Source organism: Quadrisphaera sp. INWT6, assembly GCF_015390235.1.
Lineage (GTDB): Bacteria > Actinomycetota > Actinomycetes > Actinomycetales > Quadrisphaeraceae > Quadrisphaera.
Window position 1 is genome coordinate 190,690 of sequence record NZ_VUOH01000003.1, and the last position, 18,441, is coordinate 209,130.

An 18,441-nucleotide genomic window follows, 5' to 3' on the forward strand; every position below is an offset into this window, starting at 1 on the left:
GTCACCCTTGCGACAGGGCCTGTTACTCGGGACAGCGTGGTGGACCAGTCATCGCCGACGGCGCACAGGAAGCCAGCAGGCTTGCCCCCAGGCGGCCCCGGCCATGGTGCGGTGACTGCGAACCCTCGACGGTGATGAACCGCAGACAACCCACAACATGGCTGTGGCTCCACCGCGAGTCGATGACACCTGCAGGCATGCAGCTCGGGTCTGACCACGGTTCACGCTGGACGCTCGGAGCATGAGTTCACGTTGAGTAACACCCGCCCGAAGAGCTCAGTGTCGTAGTTCGAAGTCCCAGCAGTCCCCATCTGGTCCTCAACGCAGTCGAGAACACCTGGTCAGGACCAACGGTGACCAACGGCAACTGCGCAGACCAGAGGCCATGTCGACGTGTTCGCGCTGGTCAAGGCCTCATTCCTGTGCTGCGAGATGTACTACGACATCTGAGTCTCGCGACGGCGTGACCGCGGCCCAGCCGCGACCGACGAACGAGCCCGCACCGCTGGTCCTCCAGGACCGGTGGTGCGGGCTCGTCCGGCGTCGCGGGCCAGGCCCGAGCACCGCGGCTCCGACTCCTGGATCGACGTCTACCCTCGCCGCACAGGGCACCAACGCCCGGCCGCCGACGCGGGCGACGACCTCATCGTCGTGGCGGCGTGCGCGTCGACGCCCCCCTCCACGGACGCCTACGCGGGCGGCACGGTCTGACAGGCCCACCGCAGCGCCTCGCACCACCACCGCTGGCACGCACCGGCGACCGGCACGGTGGTGCGCCTTCGTGGTGGAGACGACCTGCTGCTCCAAGGCCGACCGACCCGGCGCCGGCTGGTGGCCCTGGTGGCCGTGGGGATGCCGGACGTGTCCTCGTGCGTCATCGCCGACGGCGTCACCCCGGCGCCCACCTGGACGAGGTCGGGAGGCTGGGCGCGTCGCCTCCGACGGTCCCCGGCACCGCCTCGTCTTGGAGCCTCGCCGTGGTGGACGTCACCGCACAGGCGCTTCCGCGCCCCCACGCCCCCACGCCCCCGACGCGCCGCTGGTGCGCTCGCGGACCGCGACGACCCGCTGAGCCGCTGCGCTGGTGCTCGCGTCGGCTGTCAGCCTTGCGTGTCAGCCGCGGCGGTCCTAGCGTTCGGTCCCAGTCGATGACTCGGCCACAGCCCTCCCCCACGAGGCCGCCATGGACCACGCTGCCCCGACCCCGCCGAGACCGCGCAGGGTCAGCGACACCACGAGGAGCACCTCCCCGCTCCACCCTCGCCGGGTGCACCAGGAGCTCCCCGCCCTTCCCGGTTCAGCAGCGGTGCGCTGGAGGGGTCGCCAACCCCTGGTGTCCCTGACCGGTGACATCGATCTGGCGATGGTCAGACGACTGGAAGCGGTAGGACTGCTGCTGCGGAGCTGACGGTCCCTGGTCCTCGTCGACGCCGCCGCGGTGACCTTCCTGGACGCTGCCGGCCTGCGCGCCGTGCTGTCCCTGGCTGGCGGCGACGCCTGCCACGAGGCGACCGTGGTCCTGCAGCAGTCCAGTGCTGCAGTCGTGCGGCTGCTGGAGATCGCCGTCGCCGCTCGTGCTGGCGTGCGCCTTGACCCGTCCGCGGTGCTGTCCGAGCTGCATCCAGAGGTCCCGGAGCAGGGGTGGGCGCTGACGGGGTTGCCGGGGTGGTGACCCCGACCTCGCGGGCGCATCGCCGGAGCGCAGGCTGCGAGCCCTGCTCGCTGCAGACCAGCTCGGCGTCCGCTCCCCCCGGCCGCTCAGGTGCGCAGGGTGTGGCTGGGCGTGACCCCGTGCACCCGGGAGCAGGCGGCGCCGAAACGGCTCGTGGCAGGAGAGGTCGGCGGCGTCCCCGCTGGAGCGGATCGGCCGTTCCGGGGTGTGCACCTCAGTCAGCGCGGCGTGGGCGACACCAGGCTCACGGGTGTCGAGCTCGAAGACGTGAACGGGCACGGGCCGACCTCCACGGGTGGAAGAGCAGCGAGCGCCCGGGGTTGGACCAGCGTGCCTCCACGCTGAGCCCCGCCGGTGAGGACGTGCCCCGCCGGCGCGCGCCGGGCCCCTTCTACCGCGCCGACGGCGGTCCGAGGACCGCTGGCCAGCGACCCCGACCCACACCGCTGGTCGCACCTGGCTCCACCGTCCCTGCTGACTCGCCCTGACGCGAACGGCTTCGCCGGGCAGCGCATCCTCGGTGGCTCCAGCTGGGCTACCGGAGGTCTTCTGGGGCCAACGCGCTGGTGCGGCCCGGGCCGGACCAGCGGTGAGGTCCAGGAGCTCAGACCAGCGGGCTCCTGGACCGCCCCCCTTCGTCGTCGTCACCCCCGCGGGTCTTCGCGCCGCCCTGGCCGTCGCGGCCGGGGTGTGGCGCGCCCGGCGGCGCTGGTGACGCAGAACCTCTAGCCTTCAGCACGGTCGATGATCCGGCCTGACTCGCTCACCCGTCCTGAGCACCCTCGAGCGCTGCTGGGCACCGCACCAGCGATGGCGCCGGTGGTGCTCGAGGTGTCTCCGCGGGGCAGCGCAGGCCGAAGGACTTCCCATGGACGCCGGATCCCACGACACCTCCCCCCGTTCCCGCAGCCACAGCCACGTCCAGCCGGGTTCGGCGGAGGGCGGGCGGGGCCGGGCCTCCACGGCTGATGCAGGCACCACCACCGGTCTGGACGCGCTGGCCTGGGAGCTGGCCGACGCGGCCCGCAGCCTGCAGACCTCCTCCACCCCCCAGCAGGTCCTCGACCGCGCCCTGGCCATCGCCGTCGACCTGGTCCCCGGCGCCGACGCCGGTGGCATCTCCCTGGTCCGGGCTCGGCGCACCGTCACCTCCGCAGCCGCCACGAGCCCCGCCGCGCGGCACCTCGACGAGCTGCAGACGGAGCTCGGCCAGGGACCCTGCCTGGACGCTGTCTACATCCAGCGCAGCACCCGGGTGGACGACCTGGCCGCAGAGACCGCCCGCTGGCCGGCCCTGGCCGCACGCGCCGGCGAGATCGGCATGGCATCGATGCTGTGCCTGCAGCTGTTCGTCGAGGGTGACAACCTCGGCGCCCTGAACCTCCTCGGTGCCCAGCCGTCGGCGTTCACCGACGCCTCCGAGCACGTCGGGCTGCTGCTGGCTGCGCACACGGCAGTGGCTGTGGCCGATGCCCGGCAGCTGGAGCACACCCAGCGGGGCCTGGCCAACCGCGACGTCATCGGTCAGGCCAAGGGCATCCTGATGGAGCGGCACAAGCTGTCCGCGGACCAGGCCTTCGCGGTGCTGTCCCGGCTGAGCCAGGACCTCAACCGCAAGGTGGTCGACATCGCCGTCGACTTCACCGCCAGCGGCGAGCTTCCCGGACGAGCGGCGACGCAGCACTCCGCGAGGCCGGCGGCGAGGCCCGCGACCGGGCCGTGACGCGCGCTGCGTGACGCTGCACCTGCGCGACGGCACCGACGCGAGCAGGCCGGCGTCGTCGCTGCCGTGCAGCGGGGGAATGCTCCGGCGCACCCAGGGGGTTGATGTGCGCAGCAGGTCGATGGCTCGGCTTCCGGAACTCATCCGCGAGGTCGCCTTGACCAGCTCATCCCCATCGCCGTGCCCCTCCGACGAGCCCGCGGTCCCCGCCACGCCGCCGTGGACAGCGCCACCGCCACCGCTGGACCCGAAGGCACCGGCGACCGCGGTGGCAGTGGCCGTCCCGCGCCTGCGGTGGCCGTCGCGGGGCTGCAGGTGCGGTGGGCCCAGGGCAGACCCGTGGTGGTGCTCGCCAGCGACGTCGACCTCGCCTGCGCACCCCAGATCGCCTCGGTGGGCCTGTTCTTGCGCCGGTGGAACCATCCCGCCTGCGTGGACGCCGCCGGGGTGGGCTTCATGGACGTCGCGGGTCTGCGCGCGGTGCTGGGCCTGGCGGGGGCCTCGGGCACGGTGGAGGTGCGCCGCCCCAGCTGGGCGGTGCTGCACCTGCTGCAGGTGCTGGACGCAGCGGGGGTGGGGGTCCAGCTCAGCCGCGCCCTGGGTCCGCACCCTGCGGTGGTGCTGCACGAGCCGCCGGTCCAGGGATGAGGCCCCCGACGAGCCGGCGACCGGCGCTCCTCCTGCGAGGACGACGGCGAGCACCGCGGTGACCGCCACGACCGGCAGGCGCCGGCGGTGGTCTTCTCGGAGGTCCCGGTGAGCCCCGAGCTGCAGCTGTGCGCGGCGCTGCGGGCGCTGGTGGGATGGGACCGCGTCGCCGTCGTCGCTGCTGACGGGTTGGACCACCGGTTGCCGCTGCCGGGCTCTGATGCGGTGCTGAGGCACTGGGGCGACCTGCAGCAGAGCCTGGCCCAGGGTCCCGGGGCTGACGTGCTGGTCACCGGGGCGCCGGTCCTGGTCGACGACCTGCGCCTGGGGCCATCGCCGTGGCCGGTGCTGCAGGCAGCCGGCCCGGCGGACCTGCCGGTGCGCAGCCTGGCGGTGCTCCCGCTGCTCGCTGCGGACCGCGCTCAGGTGGTGGGGACGCTCAGCGTCGCTCGAGACGCGGCGGACCCGTTCACCGGTGTCCAGGTGGGTCTGCTGACGGCGCTGGCTGCGCTGCTCGCGGCGGTGGTGGCTCACCGCCTGGACGACGGGACCCTCCTCGCCGACGACGACCAGCTGACCGGCGGTGGCGGCGGCCCGGGTGACGAGGTCGCGGTGGTCGTGGGGATGCTGACCGAGCGCCTGGGAACCGGAACGGACGAGGCACTGGCCCGTCTGCGGGCCCACGCGTTCTCGTCGGGGCGCACCATCCACGAGGTGGCTCGGGCGGTGGTCGCCGGAGAGGTCGACCTGGCGTCGATCGCTGCGCAGGCGTGAACGCGACGCAGCTGCGCATCCACCCCCTCGCTGGAGGGGGCAGGGGCCTCCGCCCAGCGGGTCCGGCACAGGCCGAGGGGGCCAGCCTGCCGGTGTTCGCCCTGGTGCTGCTGCTGGTCGGGGTGCACCGCGACCGGCGCGGCCGCTGGTCCCGGGGCGCCTCGCGACGGCCCTGCTGGCTGCGTGCGACCTCACCGACTGGAACGCGAAGGACGTGGACCGCTGAGCCGCCGGACCGCTGAGCCACCGCCCCGGGGGTAGTGGCAGCACGTGGACCTCGACATCACCGGACGGACCGTCCTCATCACCGGCGCCAGCGGCGGGATCGGTGAGGAGACGGCGCGTCAGCTGCTCGCCGAGGGTGCCCGCGTGGTCATCACCGACCTCGACGAAGCGGGCCTGCGGCACGCCGCAGAGCGCCTGCGCGGCGCCGGCGGCGGCCACGGGAGCGGCGGGCACGGGAGCGGCGGGGTCGCTGCGGCGGTCGCCGCTGACGTCACCAGCACGCCCGACGTCGAGCGGCTGGTCCGCGCCGCTGAGGAGGCGCTCGGGGGCGGTGTCGACGTCCTGGTCCACACCGCGGGCACCACCGGCGCCACCGGCGCCTTCCACGAGCTCGACGACGACGGCTGGCTGGCCACCATGGACCTGAACTTCTTCTCCGCGGTGCGCCTGTGCCGCCTGCTCGCCCCGCGCATGGCCGAGCGCGGCTGGGGGCGCATCGTGCTGCTGGCCAGTGAGGACCCGCTGAACGCCTACGTCGACGACATGCCCTACAACGCCTCCAAGGCGGCGCTGCTGACGACCACCAAGGGCCTGTCGAAGACCTACGGCGCCTCGGGGGTGCTGGTGAACGCCGTCTCCCCGGCGTTCATCCAGACGGACATGACCGACGCGATGATGCGCGAGCGCGCCGAGAAGGACGGGACGACCTTCGAGGAGGCGGTCGAGCACTTCCTGGACACCGAGCGCCCGGGCATCGTGCTGCGCCGCCGGGGGCGTGTCGAGGAGGTGGCCGCCGTGATCGCGTTCCTGGTCTCCGAGCGCGCCAGCTTCGTCACCGGGAGCAACTACCGGGTGGACGCCGGGTCCGTCGCCGTCATCTGACGCTGAGCAGACGCCCTTCGGCTCCCGGACCGTCGGCCTGCGCAGCGGCCGCCGTGGGCGACAGCGGCCGGCGGCCGGCGACCTGCCGGTCGCTGCAGCGCGACGAGGAGGCGCCTCGCCGGCAGGCGGCGCGGGACGGTCCTCGGTTCGCACCCGTGCTGCTGGCCCGTCTGGCCTGGTGGAGCGGGCGCGTTCGTCATGGCGCTGGGCAGCCGGACCTCCGGTCCTGCGGTCCTGCGGTCCCGCGTCGCGAGCGCAGCGTGCAGGTCAGGCTCCCGGTGCCCCCTCCGCCGCCGCTCCGGGCTGTGGGGGCAGCGCCGCCGGCGCCACCCGCTTCTCGGCGTTCCAGGTGACCACCGCGGCCCACGCCACCGCGGCGAGCGGCACCGACAGCACCGCTCCGACGACTCCACCCAGCACGGTCCCCGCCGTCAGCGCGAGGAGGATGGCCAGCGGGTGCAGCGAGAGGGCGCGCCCCAGCAGCACCGGCTGCAGCAGGTTGCCCTCCACCTGGTTGACCACCACCACGATCCCGATGACCACCAGCGCCGAGACGGGCCCCACGGTGACCAGCGCGACCAGAGCGGCCACGACACCCGCCGCGACGGCTCCCACGATCGGGATGAACGCGGCGACGAAGGTCAGCAGGGCGATCGGCAGCGCCAGCGGCACCCCGACCACCGCCACCCCCGCGCCGATGAGGACGGCGTCGACCAGCGCCACGGTCGCGGTGCCGCGCACGTAGCCGCCCAGCACCACCGCGGACCGCTGCCCGACCCGCTCCAGACGGCGGTGGCGAGGGCCGTGGACGCCGCTGATGAGGAAGGCCCAGATGCGCGGCCCGTCCTTGAGGAAGTAGAAGAGCAGGAACAGCGCCAGCACCGTTCCCGTCGCGACCTGGGTGATGACCCCCAGCCCCGCCAGCGCCCCGGAGCGGAAGCCCGCCCCGGTCAGGACGCCGACGGCGGCGTCGCGGGCCTGCTCCACCTGTGCGTCGCTGACCGGGAGACCCCCCTCGACCACGAAGCGCTGGACCTCGGCGAAGCCCTCCTGCGCACTGGCCTGCAGCTGGGGCCACTGGTCGCGGACACCCCCGACGACGGCCCAGCCCACGGCCGTCAGGACGACGGCTCCACCGAGCAGCACCAGCCCCGTGGCCACCCCGCGTCCCAGGCCGCGGCCCACCAGCCACCGCACCAGGGGAGCCGCCGCCGCGGCGACGAGCGCCGCGAGCAGCAGGGGGACGACGACCAGCCGCAGCTGCAGGCAGGCGTAGACCACCACCACGCCGAGCAGGACGAGGAGGAGGAGCTGCAGGCTCCGGGTGGCGGTCCGCCCCAGGCCGTCGGCCCACGGTGAGGTGGGCGGTGCTGCCAGGACGGGAGGCTCGGCGACCGGGGCCCCGGAGGTCCCCGCGCCTGCTGGGCCGGCCTCGTCGGAGGAGCCGGGCTGGTCGGGCTGGTCGGGCTGGTCGGGCACACGTCGACGGTCCAGCACCCCGGGTCGCGTGTCCACCGGAAGGGAGGCAGGGCGCGGCTGCGCCGCTCAGCCCGACGTCGGTGGACCCGATGGTTGCCCTGGCCATCAAGGTGCACGACGGTGCGACCGATGCGTCCACCATGCCCCGCGCTCTCGTCAACGCCTCCCGCGTCAGCGCACGCACCAAGACCGCCACCACGGGCTGCCTCTACCTCACCGGCGGCGCCGCGGGCGCCCTGACCACCGCAGCGGTCTGGGGCGCCCCGCGCCCCGCGACCGTGGTGCTGCTGGTGCTGACCCTGCTCGCCGTCCTCACGGGTGCGTCCCTGCTCACCTGGGGGCACCGCGCCCCGCAGTGGGTCATCCACGTCGTGGTCGCCTCGGGCTCCTTCCTGATCGCCACCGCGGTGGTGCTCAGCCACGACGACACCGCAGCGATGGGCGTGGCCACCGTCTTCGCGCTGTGCGCCATCGGCATCCTGTACTTCTTCGGCCGGCGCCAGAGCCAGCTCCACGCGGCCGTGCAGCTGGCCGCCGTGGTGGTCAGCCTCACCTGGCGCGGGTTCCACCCCGGGGTGGTGGGTGCGGTGGTCCTGGTGCAGCTCGCGGTGGTCGTCACCGTCGGGCGGCTGGTCACCCGAGCCGCCGACAGCGTCCTGGACAGCCTCACCGGGCTGCCCAACCGCCGCGGCTTCGACGAGCACCTCGAGCGGGCGAGTGCCACCGCCCACCGGACCGGCGGTCCCCTGGCGCTGGCCCTCATCGACGTCGACCACTTCAAGGCGGTCAACGACCGCGGCGGCCACGTCGCCGGGGACGCCCTGCTGCAGCACCTGGCGGCCCGGTGGGCGGGTCTGGTCCCGGCCGGAGCCCGGCTGAGCCGCTACGGCGGGGACGAGTACGCCGTGGTCGCCTCCGGCCCCTCAGCAGCGGGTCTCGTCGAGCTGTGCGACCAGCTCCGCGGAGCCGCAGCACCGACGTCGGTCTCGGCGGGCGTCGCCGAGCTCAGCGCCGGCGAGAGCTGCGCGTCCCTGGTGCGCCGGGCCGATGCCGCTCTGTACGCGGCCAAGGCCGCGGGACGGGCGTGCACGCGCACCGCAGCGCCTGATGACGACGCGCTCGCCGTGGAGCTGGCCGCTGCCATCGCCGGCGGCGCGCTCGACGTGGTCCTGCAGCCCGTCGTGCGTCCCGCGAGCCGGGAGGTCGTCGGGTTCGAGTCCCTGGTCCGGTGGGACCACCCCGAGCGGGGGCAGGTCCCTCCGGGGTGCTTCGTCCCCCTGGCGGAGCGGACCGGGCAGGTGGCCGCACTGGGGCGCCTCGTGCTGGAGCGCGCCTGTCGCGACGCCGGGCTGCTGCGCGCGGCGGTGGGTCGTGAGGTCCTGCTGACCGTCAACGCCTCCGGACACCAGCTCGTCGACGCCGGCTTCGTCGACGAGGTCGCTGCGGTGCTCGTGGACACCGGCTGGCCGGCGGAGCAGCTGGTGGTGGAGGTGACCGAGAGCACCGTGGAGATCGCCTCCACGCAGGCGTTGAGGACCCTGGCCCAGCTGCGCGAGCTGGGTGTCGCGGTGGCGATCGACGACTTCGGGACCGGCTACTCCGCCTTCAGCCACCTGGACACCCTGCCGGCGGACTACCTCAAGCTCGACGCGGCCTTCACGGCCCAGATCACCACCAGCAGCCGGCGCGCCGCGATGCTGTCGGCCCTGCTGGACCTGGCCGACCAGCTGGGTCTGGTGGTGATCGCCGAGGGCGTCGAGAGCGCAGAGCACGCCAACCTGCTCAGCCTGCTGGGGTGTCCCCTGGCGCAGGGCTACTTCTACGCCCGCCCGGCCGGCGTGCACGACCTGCTCCGGCGACCGGCCGACGCCGGCTCGCTCCCTCGCCCGGTCTCCGCTCTCGTGAGCTCCGCCGGGGGCTGACCGGCACCGGACGAGGCGTCCACCGCCCGCTCGCGCCACCCGCCGGAGCAGAGGCCACGTCGCGAGCATCCCCTCGGCCCGCTCCACGGAGCTGCGCGCCCCCTGGTGGGCCCCTGGGAGCGCCACCGCTGGACCAGCCGGCGCAGGTGCGGGCCGTCCACCGTCGGGGGGACCCTAGGGTTGACTGGTGAGTCCCACGGGTCAGGCACTGCCTGACGTGCTCGATGCCGCACAGGACGCCTCCCCGGTGGACGCCGTCGAGGCGGTCACCCGCGAGCTGGGCAAGGCCCTGGGCGCGACGGCGGTCTCCTTCCTGATCGCTGACCTGTCAGGACGAGCGCTCATCCGCTTGACCCACACCCCCCTGAGAGCCGGTGTGAGAGCGGCTGCAGGTGGTCACACCGCCCAGGTGCGGGAGGTAGGTCCTGCAGGGGTGGAGCGCCTCCAGGAGCGGGAGTCGGCGAAGGCGGTCTCCTTCGACGGCGGTCCGGCCGAGCAGGCGGTCCGCACCCAGCAGGTCCAGGTCGTCGAGACCGGTGACCGGGGATGGGTGGTCCTGGCACCCGTCACCGAACGCGGCGAGGCGATCGGCCTGGTGGAGCTGACCATGCCCACCCGACCGAGCCCTGCCCAGCAGGCGGAGGTCGCCCGCACCGCCTTCGTGCTCGCCTACGTCCTCATCGCCAGCCGCCGGCACACCGACCTGTTCGAGTGGGGCCAGCGCAGCGTGCCCTACTCCCTGTCCGCGGAGATCCAGCGGCGCCTGCTGCCCGCGGCCCTGACCTGCGAGGCGGGGGCGTTCACCCTGTCGGCCTGGCTGGAGCCGGCAGCTGAGATCGCCGGGGACACCTTCGACTACGTCCTGGCCCGTGACGAGCTGCACCTGTCGATGAGCGATGCGATGGGACACGGCGTCGCCAGCGCTCTGATGGCGACGCTGTGCCTGGGGGCGCTGCGCAACAGCCGCCGCCGAGGCGTCTCGCTGGTGGAGCAGGCGGCCTCGGCGAACAGCGCGCTGCACGAGCACCTGACCGGTGAGGGGCAGGAGGGCTTCGTCACCGGGGTGCTGGGCAGGGTGGACCTGCCCACCGGCAGGCTGAGCCTGCTCAACGCCGGTCACGCCCACCCCTACCTCGCGCGCAGGGACCGCGTCGAGCCGGTCCGGGTGGCCCCCGGTCTGCCGCTGGGCCTGTTCTCCGAGCTGGAGCACGGGTGGGCCGCGGTGGATCTCCTCCCCGGAGACCGGGTCGTGTTCGTCACCGACGGGATGCTGGAGCGCAACGCCGAGGCGGTGGACCTCGCTGCTCTCATCCGGGTCTCGCAGCACCTGCACCCGCGGGAGGCGACCCGAGCGCTGGCTGACGCGGTGGTCCGAGCGTGCGGCGGTGACCTGGCGGACGACGCGACGGTGATGGTGCTGGACTGGCACGGGAACCACGGCCGGGACCGCCGCACGACGTCCGGGGCCGAGGTCCACCGCGCCAGTCCTCGGAGCTGAACCGCCTCCTGCCGCGCAGAGCAGTCGCTGCTCGTGCGCGCTCGCCCTGTTGGAGCCCGGGAGGGGCCTGCCTCGCGGCTGCACCCCTCCACGGACCGCGGAGCCCTGCGGACGCTGGTGGCACGGGAGGGCCGACCTCAGGCGGTGAGCACCATCCGGAACCGCGGGCGACCCGCCATCATCGCGTCGAAGGCGTCCTGGGCGTCCTCCAGCGGCGCCTCCTCGATCATCGGGCGCACCCCCGTGAGCGCGGCGAAGCGCAGCGCGTCCTCGGAGTCCTTCGAGGTGCCGCTGGCGTGACCGGCCACGGTCCGGCTGCCGAGGATGAGGTTGACGGCGTCGAGCGCCAGCGGCTGCTGCGGGACCCCGACCACCACGAGGCGGCCCCGCGGACGCAGTCCCCCGGCGGTGCCGGCGATGGCCTCGGCGTCGGTGACGGTGGCCAGCACCGCGGCGGCCCCGCCGAGCCGCTGCAGGGCGCCGGCCACACCCCCCTCACCGGTAGCGGTGGAGTCGACGTAGTGGTGGGCACCCAGCTCCTCGGCGAACTCGCCCTTCTCGGCGCCGCGGGCCACCGCGACCACCTCGAAGCCCATCTTCGCGGCGTACTGCACGCCCAGGTGCCCCAGGCCGCCCAGGCCGATGACGGCCACGAGGTCACCCGCGAGCGCCCCGGAGGTGCGCAGTCCGTGGAAGGTGGTGACGCCGGCGCACATGAGGGGCGCGGCCTCGGCGTCGGTGAGCCCGTCCGGGACGGCGGCCAGCGCGTCGGCGGGGGCGAGCACGTGGTCGGCGTAGCCGCCGTCGAAGGACAGGCCGGTCACCCGGCCCTCGACGCAGGAGATGAGGTCGCCGCGGCGGCAGGGGTCGCAGCGGTAGCAGGCGCCGCCGAACCAGCCGATGCCGACGCGCTGGCCGACCTGCCACTGCGGCACGTCCTCGCCGACCTCCTCGACGCGCCCGGCGACCTCGTGGCCGGGGACCCGCGGGAACCCGCCCATCCCGCCGACCGCCATGGCGTCGCTGTGGCAGACGCCGCACGCCGCGACGCGCACGAGCACCTGCCCGCGACCCGGACGAGGGACCTCCCGCTCGACCACCTGGAGGCCGGAGTCGGGACCGCTGACCTGGATCGCTCGCACGCGACCGTTCTACCCGGGCCGGACGGCGACGGCGCGTCGAGCCGGTCGACGCGCAGGTCGCAGACCTGAGTCGAGGGGCGCACCTGCGGAACGGCCCGGAGCGGCCCGGCGCGGTCCGGCCCGGCCGCAGGCGGTGCACGCCGCCTCCACCGAGGCGGTCCGGGTGGGCCGAACGGGTCCTGTCGCGCTCACCCTCCTCAAGCCCCTCCCCCGCGGTGCCGAGGCCGCGGGGTGACCACCGGACCCACCCAGAACTACGCCGACCCCGACCTGGCGACCCAGCGCGCCAGGCCGGTGCTCGCGCTGGCGGTGCGCACGGCCGTCGCCGTCCTGCCGCTGGCGCTCGCGCTGGTCGTCGGCGCGGTGGCCGCGCTGGCTCTGCCTCCGGGTCGCGTGGGCCTGCCCGTGTGGCTGTGGCTGGTCGGCGTGGTGCTCGCCACGTCGGGGGTCCTGTTCGTCTGCTCCCGCCTGCTGCGGCGCCTGGCCCCGCTGTCAGCGCTGCTGCGGATCAGCCTGGTGCTGCCCGACGACGTGCCCCACCGCTTCGCCCTGGCCCGGCGGCGCTGGTCGCCCACCGCGCTCGAGAGCTCCACCTCCACCGAGGACGGGGGTCCGTCCCAGCGGCTGCTGGAGCTGGTGGCGACCCTCGCCGCTCACGACGGCAGGACCCGCGCCCACGCAGAGCGCGTCCAGGCCTACGCCGCCCTCATCGGTCGCGAGCTGGGCCTGTCCGACAGGGACGTGGGCCACCTGAGCTGGGCGGCGCTGCTGCACGACGTCGGCAAGGTCCACGTCGCCCCGGAGATCATCAACAAGGCCGGCAAGCCCTCGGAGGAGGAATGGGCCCAGCTGCAGGCACACCCCCACCACGGCGGTGAGCTGGTGGAACCGCTGCGCGGCTGGCTCGGCGACTGGCTGGACGGGGTCGAGCAGCACCACGAGCGCTTCGACGGCACGGGCTACCCCCGCCGACTGGCCGGGCAGGACATCTCCCTGGCAGCGCGCATCATCGCCGTCGCCGACACCTACGACGTGATCACCTCCGCGCGGTCGTACAAGAAGCCGATGTCGGCGGAGCAAGCCCGCGCCGAGATCATCCGGTGCGCCGGGGCGCAGTTCGACCCCGTCGTCGTGCGGGCGCTGCTGAGCGTCGGGATCGCCGAGCTGCGCCGGGTGGCGGGCCCGGCGACGCTGCTGGCGCTGCTGCCGGTGGCCATCGCCGCCCCGGCACAGGCCGCCCCCTCGGTCGGGGCGGTGCTGCAGGCCGCGGGGAGCCAGGCCGCGACAGCCGTCCTGGCCGCCGGGGTGGGCGTCACCGGCGGCGTGGCCACCGCCGACGTGCTCGCCGCGCCGGCCGCCGCACGGGTCCTGGTGGTCCAAGAGACCTCCGCGCCTTCAGCGGTGACGGCTGGCTCGAACGGTCCTCCTCGGGGTGCCGCCTCCGGCACGGACCAGTCGCGCGGTCAGGGGGCCAGCGACCCGGCGCAGGACGGTCAGGCCCGGCTGGAGGGTGCGATGCCCGCTGGCGCCACCCCCACGGAGACCGCCGTCGCTCCCGAGCCGGGTGCCTCGACGCCGGCGCCAGGAGCCACCGGGGACGCCGCCACCGGAGGAGCCTCGCCGGAGCCGCAGGCCCAGCAGACCGCAGCGCCTGTGGCGACCCCCTCGTCGGGCGACTCGTCGGAGAGGAGGGCCTCGGCTCCGGCGCCGGCGGCCGCACCTCAGAAGACCTCATCGGCCTCGCCGTCGGCAGCTCCCCCGACGCCGCCGGCGCGCAGTGCGCCGGCAGCACCGGGGCCCAGTGCCCCGACCACCACCAGCCGCCCGACGGCGAGCAGCGGCACCGCGGCGGCCGATGACGCCGCCAGAGCTGCCCAGAAGACGGCGGACGACGCAGCGGCGAGGGCCGCCAAGGACGCCGCCGACGCAGCGAAGGCCGCCCAGGACGCGGCGGCCAGGGCTGCCAAGGAGGCTGCCGACGCCGCCAAGAGGGCCAGCGACGCCGCCGGGAAGCTCACCGGCGGACTGACCAGCGGACTGACCGGCGGACTGACGGGGGGACGCACCTCCACCTCGTCGGTCGGCTCCTCCGGCTCTCCGGTGGCGACGCCCGCGCCGTCGACCAGCTCCCCCAGCAGCGGCGGACTCATCGGGGGGCTGCTCGGCGGGGGGCCGCTGACCCCGTCGGTGCAGCGGTGACCACGGCTGCTGGCGCCGTGGCCGACGGCCTGGCCCACGTGGCGCGGACCCCGTTCCTGCGCGCTGTCGTCCTCATCACCGCGCCCGCGAGCGCTGCGCTCACCGCCCTGACGTCCACCACCACCATCGCGCTGCGCCAGGCCGGTGCGTCATCCGCACTGATCGGTACCGCCATGAGCGCCCTCGGCGTCGGGGCCGTGGTCGGGGCGCTCGCCGCACCGCCGCTCGTGCAGCGCCTGCGCCTCCGCCCGCTGCTCATCGCCACGACGGCGGCGCTGCTGGTGGGCGCAGCGCTGACCAGCGCCCTCACGGGGACCCTGTTCATGACCGTCCCGCTGGCGGCCGCCCACCTGCTGACCCCGGGGATCAACACCGCGCTGCTGTCGCGGTTCGCCGCCACTACGCCCCACCACCTGCAGGGGCGGGTCCTGTCGGTGGTACACCTGGCGTCGGGCGGCCTGGGGGCGCTCGCTCCGGTGACGGCCGGCTGGGTCATGAGCGGTCGTGGAGCCACGAGCGCCGCGGTGGTCGCGGCGGCCGTCCTCGTCGTGCGGCTGGTCACCGCCCTGTCCACGCGGTCGCTCAGCGAAGCGCACCCGGCTGCGCCATGACACGGACCACCGAGGTGCGGTCCCTCAGCCGGTGAGCTGCCTGCCGGCGCTGGGCGGCGCTACCCGCGACTCCCCCGTCAGCTCGAGCGCCTGCGACGGCGCCCCCGCGAGGTGCGCGCGGACACCGGCGACGACCTCCCGGACCGGTCGGGGCGGCAGGTAGGCGGACGCTCCCGCGTCCAGCATCCGACCGACCGGGCCGGAGTAGTGGACGCCGAGCACCTCGTCCTCGATCTCCGTGACGACGACCCGCGCACGGGGGAAGCGCGCCTGCAGGACCTCCAGCAGCTGCGGGCTGACGGGGTTGACGAGCAGCACGTCCGTGCTCTCCGGCGCCTCGTGCAGGTCCAGCACCAGGAAGTCGCGCCCGAAGGAGTCGGCCAGGTGCCGGCGGACCTCCCGGGACAGGCGCATCGCCGTCGCCACCACCAGCACCCCCTCGGGCACCTCCACCTGCGGGGGCGGCAGCCGCGGCGCCTCGACGACGTCGCCGTCGAGCACCCGGGGGCGCGCGGTGAGCACCCCGAGGTCCTGCTCACCGCGGCGCAGCGACACCTCAGCCCCGCTCAGCGCCGCCTCCAGCGCCGTGCGCACCTCGGCCGGCAGCCGGTCCAGGTCCAGTGAGGGCACGACCTTGCAGCGTCGAGGCATCCGGGCACTGTGGCAGAGGTCGACCCCTGCAGCGGGCAGCCGGACATGATGGCCGGGTGCGACCCGCGCCGACGAGCCTGCTCCGGGCGCCGGAGGGCCGCGACTTCCGCCGCCTGTGGGTCGGCGACTCCGCCTCGCAGGGCGCGGCGGAGGTCGGCGACCTCGTCGTCCCGCTGCTCGCGGTGACCGTGCTCGCGGCCTCGCCGCTGCAGATGGGTGTGCTGTCAGCCGCGCAGTCGGCGGCGTTCCTGCTGCTCGGCCTGCCCGCCGGGGCGTGGGTGGACCGGTGGTCCAAGCGCCGTGTGCTGCTGCTGGCCAACGTCGTGAGGGCGCTGGCCCTCGCCGTCCTGCCGCTGGCGTGGTGGGCGGGGGTGCTCTCGCTGCCGCTGGTGGTGGCGGTGGCGTTCGTCGTCGGGGTGGCGACGCTGTTCTTCGACGTCGCCTACCAGAGCTACCTGCCCTCGCTGGTGCGCTCCGAGCGGCTGGGCGAGGGCAACGCGCTGCTGCAGGTCTCGGCCTCGGTGGCGCAGGTCGGTGGGCCGGCCGTGGGCGGCTGGCTCGCCCGGCTGGTCGGGGCGCCGCTGGCGGTGGCGGTCTCGGCGGCGGCCTTCGCCCTCTCCAGCGGGCTGGTCTCGCGGATCGCCCACCGCGAGCCGCCGCACGACCCGGCCCAGCGCCGCCCGCTGCGCACCGAGGTCGCCGAGGGCCTGGCGTTCGTGCTCCACCAGCCGCTGCTGCGCCGGATCGTCGCCACCACGAGCCTGTCGAACCTCGGTGGCAGCGCCACCAGCGCGCTGCTCGTCCTCTACGCCGTCCGCCAGCTCGGGCTGTCCGAGGGCGAGGTCGGCACGGTCTTCGGCATCGGCGCCCTCGGTGCCCTGGCCGGCGCTCTCGGCGTGCAGGCGGTGGTCCGCCGCGTGGGCGAGGGCCGGACCATCGCCCTGGCCCTGCTGCCGGGGGTCGCGGTCGGGGCGGTGGTGCCGCTGGCGGCGCCGCTGGTAGCCGTGGGCGTGCTCGACGACGTCGAGGTGGTCGCTCTCCTCGGGGCGTCCGCCGCGGTGCTCGGGGTGAGCGTGGTCCTCTACAACGTGGCGCAGGTGACCTACCGCCAGCGCCTGACGCCGGTGCCGCTGCTGGGTCGCATGAACGCCTCGGTGCGCTTCCTGGTGTGGGGCACCATGCCGGTCGGTGCCCTGCTCGGCGGCGTGCTCGGCGAGCGGACCGGGCTGGTCGCGACGCTGTGGACGGCGCTCGCGGTGCAGGCGCTCGGCGTGCTGCCGGTGCTCCTGAGCCCGCTCGCGCGTTCCGGCCACGCCGCGGAGACCGAGCCCGGCGTCACGCGACGACCGAGATGACTCCGGTGATGATGAGCGCGGTCAGCGTGGTCCACCCCACGATGGCCACGGCCTGCCACAGCAGCACCCGTGACACGCCCACGCCGGTGGCCGCGAGCATCGTGGCGGTGAAGTGCGTCGGCAGCAGCAGCGGGCCGAGCAGGCTCACCCCGGGCACGCCGTAGCGCTCGTAGGCCTTCTGGAACTTGGCCCGCCGGGCGGAGCTGCGGCCGCCCGGGTCCGCGACGGCGTCGTCCGCTCCCCCACCCCCGCTGCTTCGACCAGCGGTGACCGCTCGGCGGGTCCGCGCCGAGGCCAGGACCAGCAGCGCGACGACGGCGAAGTTGCCCAGGGCCGCGGCGACCCCCGCCACGACGGGGTGGAGCCCTCCGAGGACGCCGATGACGACGGCGCCCTCGCCCTCCACGAAGGGCACCGCGCCGGCCAGGGCGATGACCACGGGCTGCAGCAGCTGCGGTGCCTGGCCCAGCAGGTCCTGCCAGAAGGTGATGACGTCCATGGGCCTCAGTCCACCGGCTGACGGGGTGCTCCGGCAGTGGTGCGCTGTCACCGGTCGGGGTGCAGCCCTGCACGGTGCACCGGTGACATCCGTCAGGTGGGGTTCGACCCCGCGACCGCGAAGGGGTCCGCGCCGCACCGCCGCCTCGTGGCGGCGAGCGGCGCGGGCCCTTCGACGGTCGAACTGGTCGAGCTGCTCAGGCGGTGGTGACGAGGGCCTCGCGGACGAGGGTCACCGTGCCGCCGTCGACCCGGACGGGCACCGGGTCGGTGATCCGGCCGCCGAACTCGCCGTCCGGGCCGTGGTTCTCGAAGGCGAGGAAGACGGCGTCCTCCGTGCCCCGCCGCTTGACGATGCGCCCCACGTACAGGTCGTGACCGGTCAGCAGCGTCGCCTCGGACGGGACCCACGACCGGGGCCCGGAGGTGGTCGGGGTGATCCAGACGCCGCCGGTCGTGCCGGTTGGCGCGGTGCGAGGCGGACAGGTCGCTGGCCAGGCAGTTGAAGACCAGGTGCTCCTGGCCCTCGAGCGAGACGACCTCCATGACCTCCAACTGCCCGAAGCCCTGGCCGGGCTCGGACAGCGGCGCTTCGAGCGTCCACCGGCGCAGGTCGGGTGAGACGGCCGTGCCGATGACGCCCCGGTCGTCGGCAGGGCCGTGGTTCGCGCGGGCGGTGATGAGCATCCGCCACTGGTCGCCGTCGCGGTAGACGAACGGGTCGCGGAAGGCCTCGTCGTGCCACTGGCCGTCGGAGAGCTTCTCGTACCAGCGCGGATCGGCCTCGAGCAGCTGGCCCTGCTTGTCCCAGGTGACGAGGTCGTCGCTCGTGGCCAGGCCGATCGACTGCACGTTGCCGGCCTCGGTGAGGGTGGCCCCGGTGTAGAAGGTGAACCAGGTGCCGTCGGGGCCCTGCAGCGTGCACCCGGTCCAGGTCGCGAGGTCGTCGAAGGCGGGCCCGTCGCCGCGGACGAGCGCGTCCTCGACGCGCTCCCACGTGGCCATGTCGTCCGAGACGGCGTGGCCGATGGAGGCGCGGTGGTGGCGGGCGTCGGGGTCGCGGAGCGCCTTGGAGGCGTAGAGGAAGAACAGGTGGTACTTCGAGCCGTCGTCGACGACCCAGAAGTCCCAGACCCATGCCTCGGGGAGTGCGTATGCCACT

General features: G+C 74.8%; 15 protein-coding genes. 10 read left to right on the top strand and 5 right to left on the bottom strand.

Annotation, left to right across the window (positions count from 1 at the left end; translation table 11 throughout):
* Nucleotides 1-1,438 precede the first annotated feature (1,438 nt).
* From F1641_RS10745 to F1641_RS10765, 5 genes are all read left to right on the top strand, one after another.
* Nucleotides 1,439-1,672, top strand: a complete 234-nt coding sequence (locus F1641_RS10745; RefSeq protein WP_194905402.1) for a hypothetical protein — start codon at nucleotides 1,439-1,441, stop codon at nucleotides 1,670-1,672.
* A gap of 868 nt (nucleotides 1,673-2,540) precedes the next feature.
* Nucleotides 2,541-3,395, top strand: a complete 855-nt coding sequence (locus F1641_RS10750; protein ID WP_194905404.1) for a GAF and ANTAR domain-containing protein — start codon at nucleotides 2,541-2,543, stop codon at nucleotides 3,393-3,395.
* Nucleotides 3,396-3,575: 180 nt separating this feature from the next.
* Nucleotides 3,576-4,043, top strand: coding sequence for a hypothetical protein (locus F1641_RS10755; protein ID WP_194905406.1), 468 nt, complete (start codon nucleotides 3,576-3,578; stop codon nucleotides 4,041-4,043).
* An 87-nt stretch (nucleotides 4,044-4,130) separates the two neighbouring features.
* A complete protein-coding gene (locus F1641_RS10760; protein WP_194905408.1) occupies nucleotides 4,131-4,817 on the top strand; it encodes an ANTAR domain-containing protein in 687 nt (228 codons plus the stop codon).
* Between the two features lie 270 nt (nucleotides 4,818-5,087).
* Entirely contained in the window at nucleotides 5,088-5,924 is an 837-nt protein-coding gene (locus F1641_RS10765) for an SDR family oxidoreductase (RefSeq protein WP_194905410.1), read from the top strand.
* 267 nt (nucleotides 5,925-6,191) lie between these two features.
* Here the strand turns inward: F1641_RS10765 and F1641_RS10770 are convergent, their stop codons facing one another.
* On the bottom strand, nucleotides 6,192-7,403 hold the full coding sequence (locus F1641_RS10770; RefSeq protein WP_194905412.1) for an AI-2E family transporter: 1,212 nt from the start codon (nucleotides 7,401-7,403) through the stop codon (nucleotides 6,192-6,194).
* An 89-nt stretch (nucleotides 7,404-7,492) separates the two neighbouring features.
* Between F1641_RS10770 and F1641_RS10775 the strand changes: the two genes are divergently transcribed.
* On the top strand, nucleotides 7,493-9,325 hold the full coding sequence (locus F1641_RS10775) for a bifunctional diguanylate cyclase/phosphodiesterase (protein WP_255514611.1): 1,833 nt from the start codon (nucleotides 7,493-7,495) through the stop codon (nucleotides 9,323-9,325).
* A 187-nt stretch (nucleotides 9,326-9,512) separates the two neighbouring features.
* Nucleotides 9,513-10,823 (top strand): PP2C family protein-serine/threonine phosphatase, encoded by a 1,311-nt coding sequence (locus tag F1641_RS10780; RefSeq protein ID WP_194905416.1) that lies wholly within the window; start codon nucleotides 9,513-9,515, stop codon nucleotides 10,821-10,823.
* Between the two features lie 137 nt (nucleotides 10,824-10,960).
* On the opposite strand, the gene F1641_RS23205 is transcribed toward F1641_RS10780, so the two are convergent.
* Nucleotides 10,961-11,965: an alcohol dehydrogenase catalytic domain-containing protein gene (locus F1641_RS23205; protein ID WP_194905419.1), complete on the bottom strand. Its 1,005-nt coding sequence runs from the start codon at nucleotides 11,963-11,965 to the stop codon at nucleotides 10,961-10,963.
* Between the two features lie 231 nt (nucleotides 11,966-12,196).
* Here F1641_RS23205 and F1641_RS10790 point away from each other — a divergent pair, with 231 nt between their 5' ends.
* Together F1641_RS10790 and F1641_RS10795 are read left to right on the top strand one after the other, a co-directional pair.
* Nucleotides 12,197-14,164 (top strand): HD-GYP domain-containing protein, encoded by a 1,968-nt coding sequence (locus tag F1641_RS10790; protein WP_194905421.1) that lies wholly within the window; start codon nucleotides 12,197-12,199, stop codon nucleotides 14,162-14,164.
* Nucleotides 14,161-14,775 (top strand): MFS transporter, encoded by a 615-nt coding sequence (locus tag F1641_RS10795; RefSeq protein ID WP_194905423.1) that lies wholly within the window; start codon nucleotides 14,161-14,163, stop codon nucleotides 14,773-14,775. Before F1641_RS10790 ends, F1641_RS10795 begins: the two co-directional genes overlap by 4 nt.
* 24 nt (nucleotides 14,776-14,799) lie before the next feature.
* Here the strand turns inward: F1641_RS10795 and F1641_RS10800 are convergent, their stop codons facing one another.
* Complete coding sequence (locus F1641_RS10800) at nucleotides 14,800-15,405, bottom strand: hypothetical protein (RefSeq protein ID WP_194905425.1); 606 nt, start codon at nucleotides 15,403-15,405, stop codon at nucleotides 14,800-14,802.
* Nucleotides 15,406-15,482: 77 nt separating this feature from the next.
* Here F1641_RS10800 and F1641_RS10805 point away from each other — a divergent pair, with 77 nt between their 5' ends.
* Entirely contained in the window at nucleotides 15,483-16,781 is a 1,299-nt protein-coding gene (locus F1641_RS10805; RefSeq protein ID WP_206691014.1) for an MFS transporter, read from the top strand.
* Here the strand turns inward: F1641_RS10805 and F1641_RS10810 are convergent.
* Nucleotides 16,762-17,280, bottom strand: a complete 519-nt coding sequence (locus F1641_RS10810; protein ID WP_194905426.1) for a small multidrug efflux protein — start codon at nucleotides 17,278-17,280, stop codon at nucleotides 16,762-16,764. The two genes, F1641_RS10805 and F1641_RS10810, sit on opposite strands and share 20 nt — an antisense overlap.
* Nucleotides 17,281-17,372: 92 nt before the next feature.
* Entirely contained in the window at nucleotides 17,373-18,440 is a 1,068-nt protein-coding gene (locus F1641_RS10815; RefSeq protein WP_206691015.1) for a glycoside hydrolase family 68 protein, read from the bottom strand.
* Nucleotide 18,441: the final 1 nt, after the last annotated feature.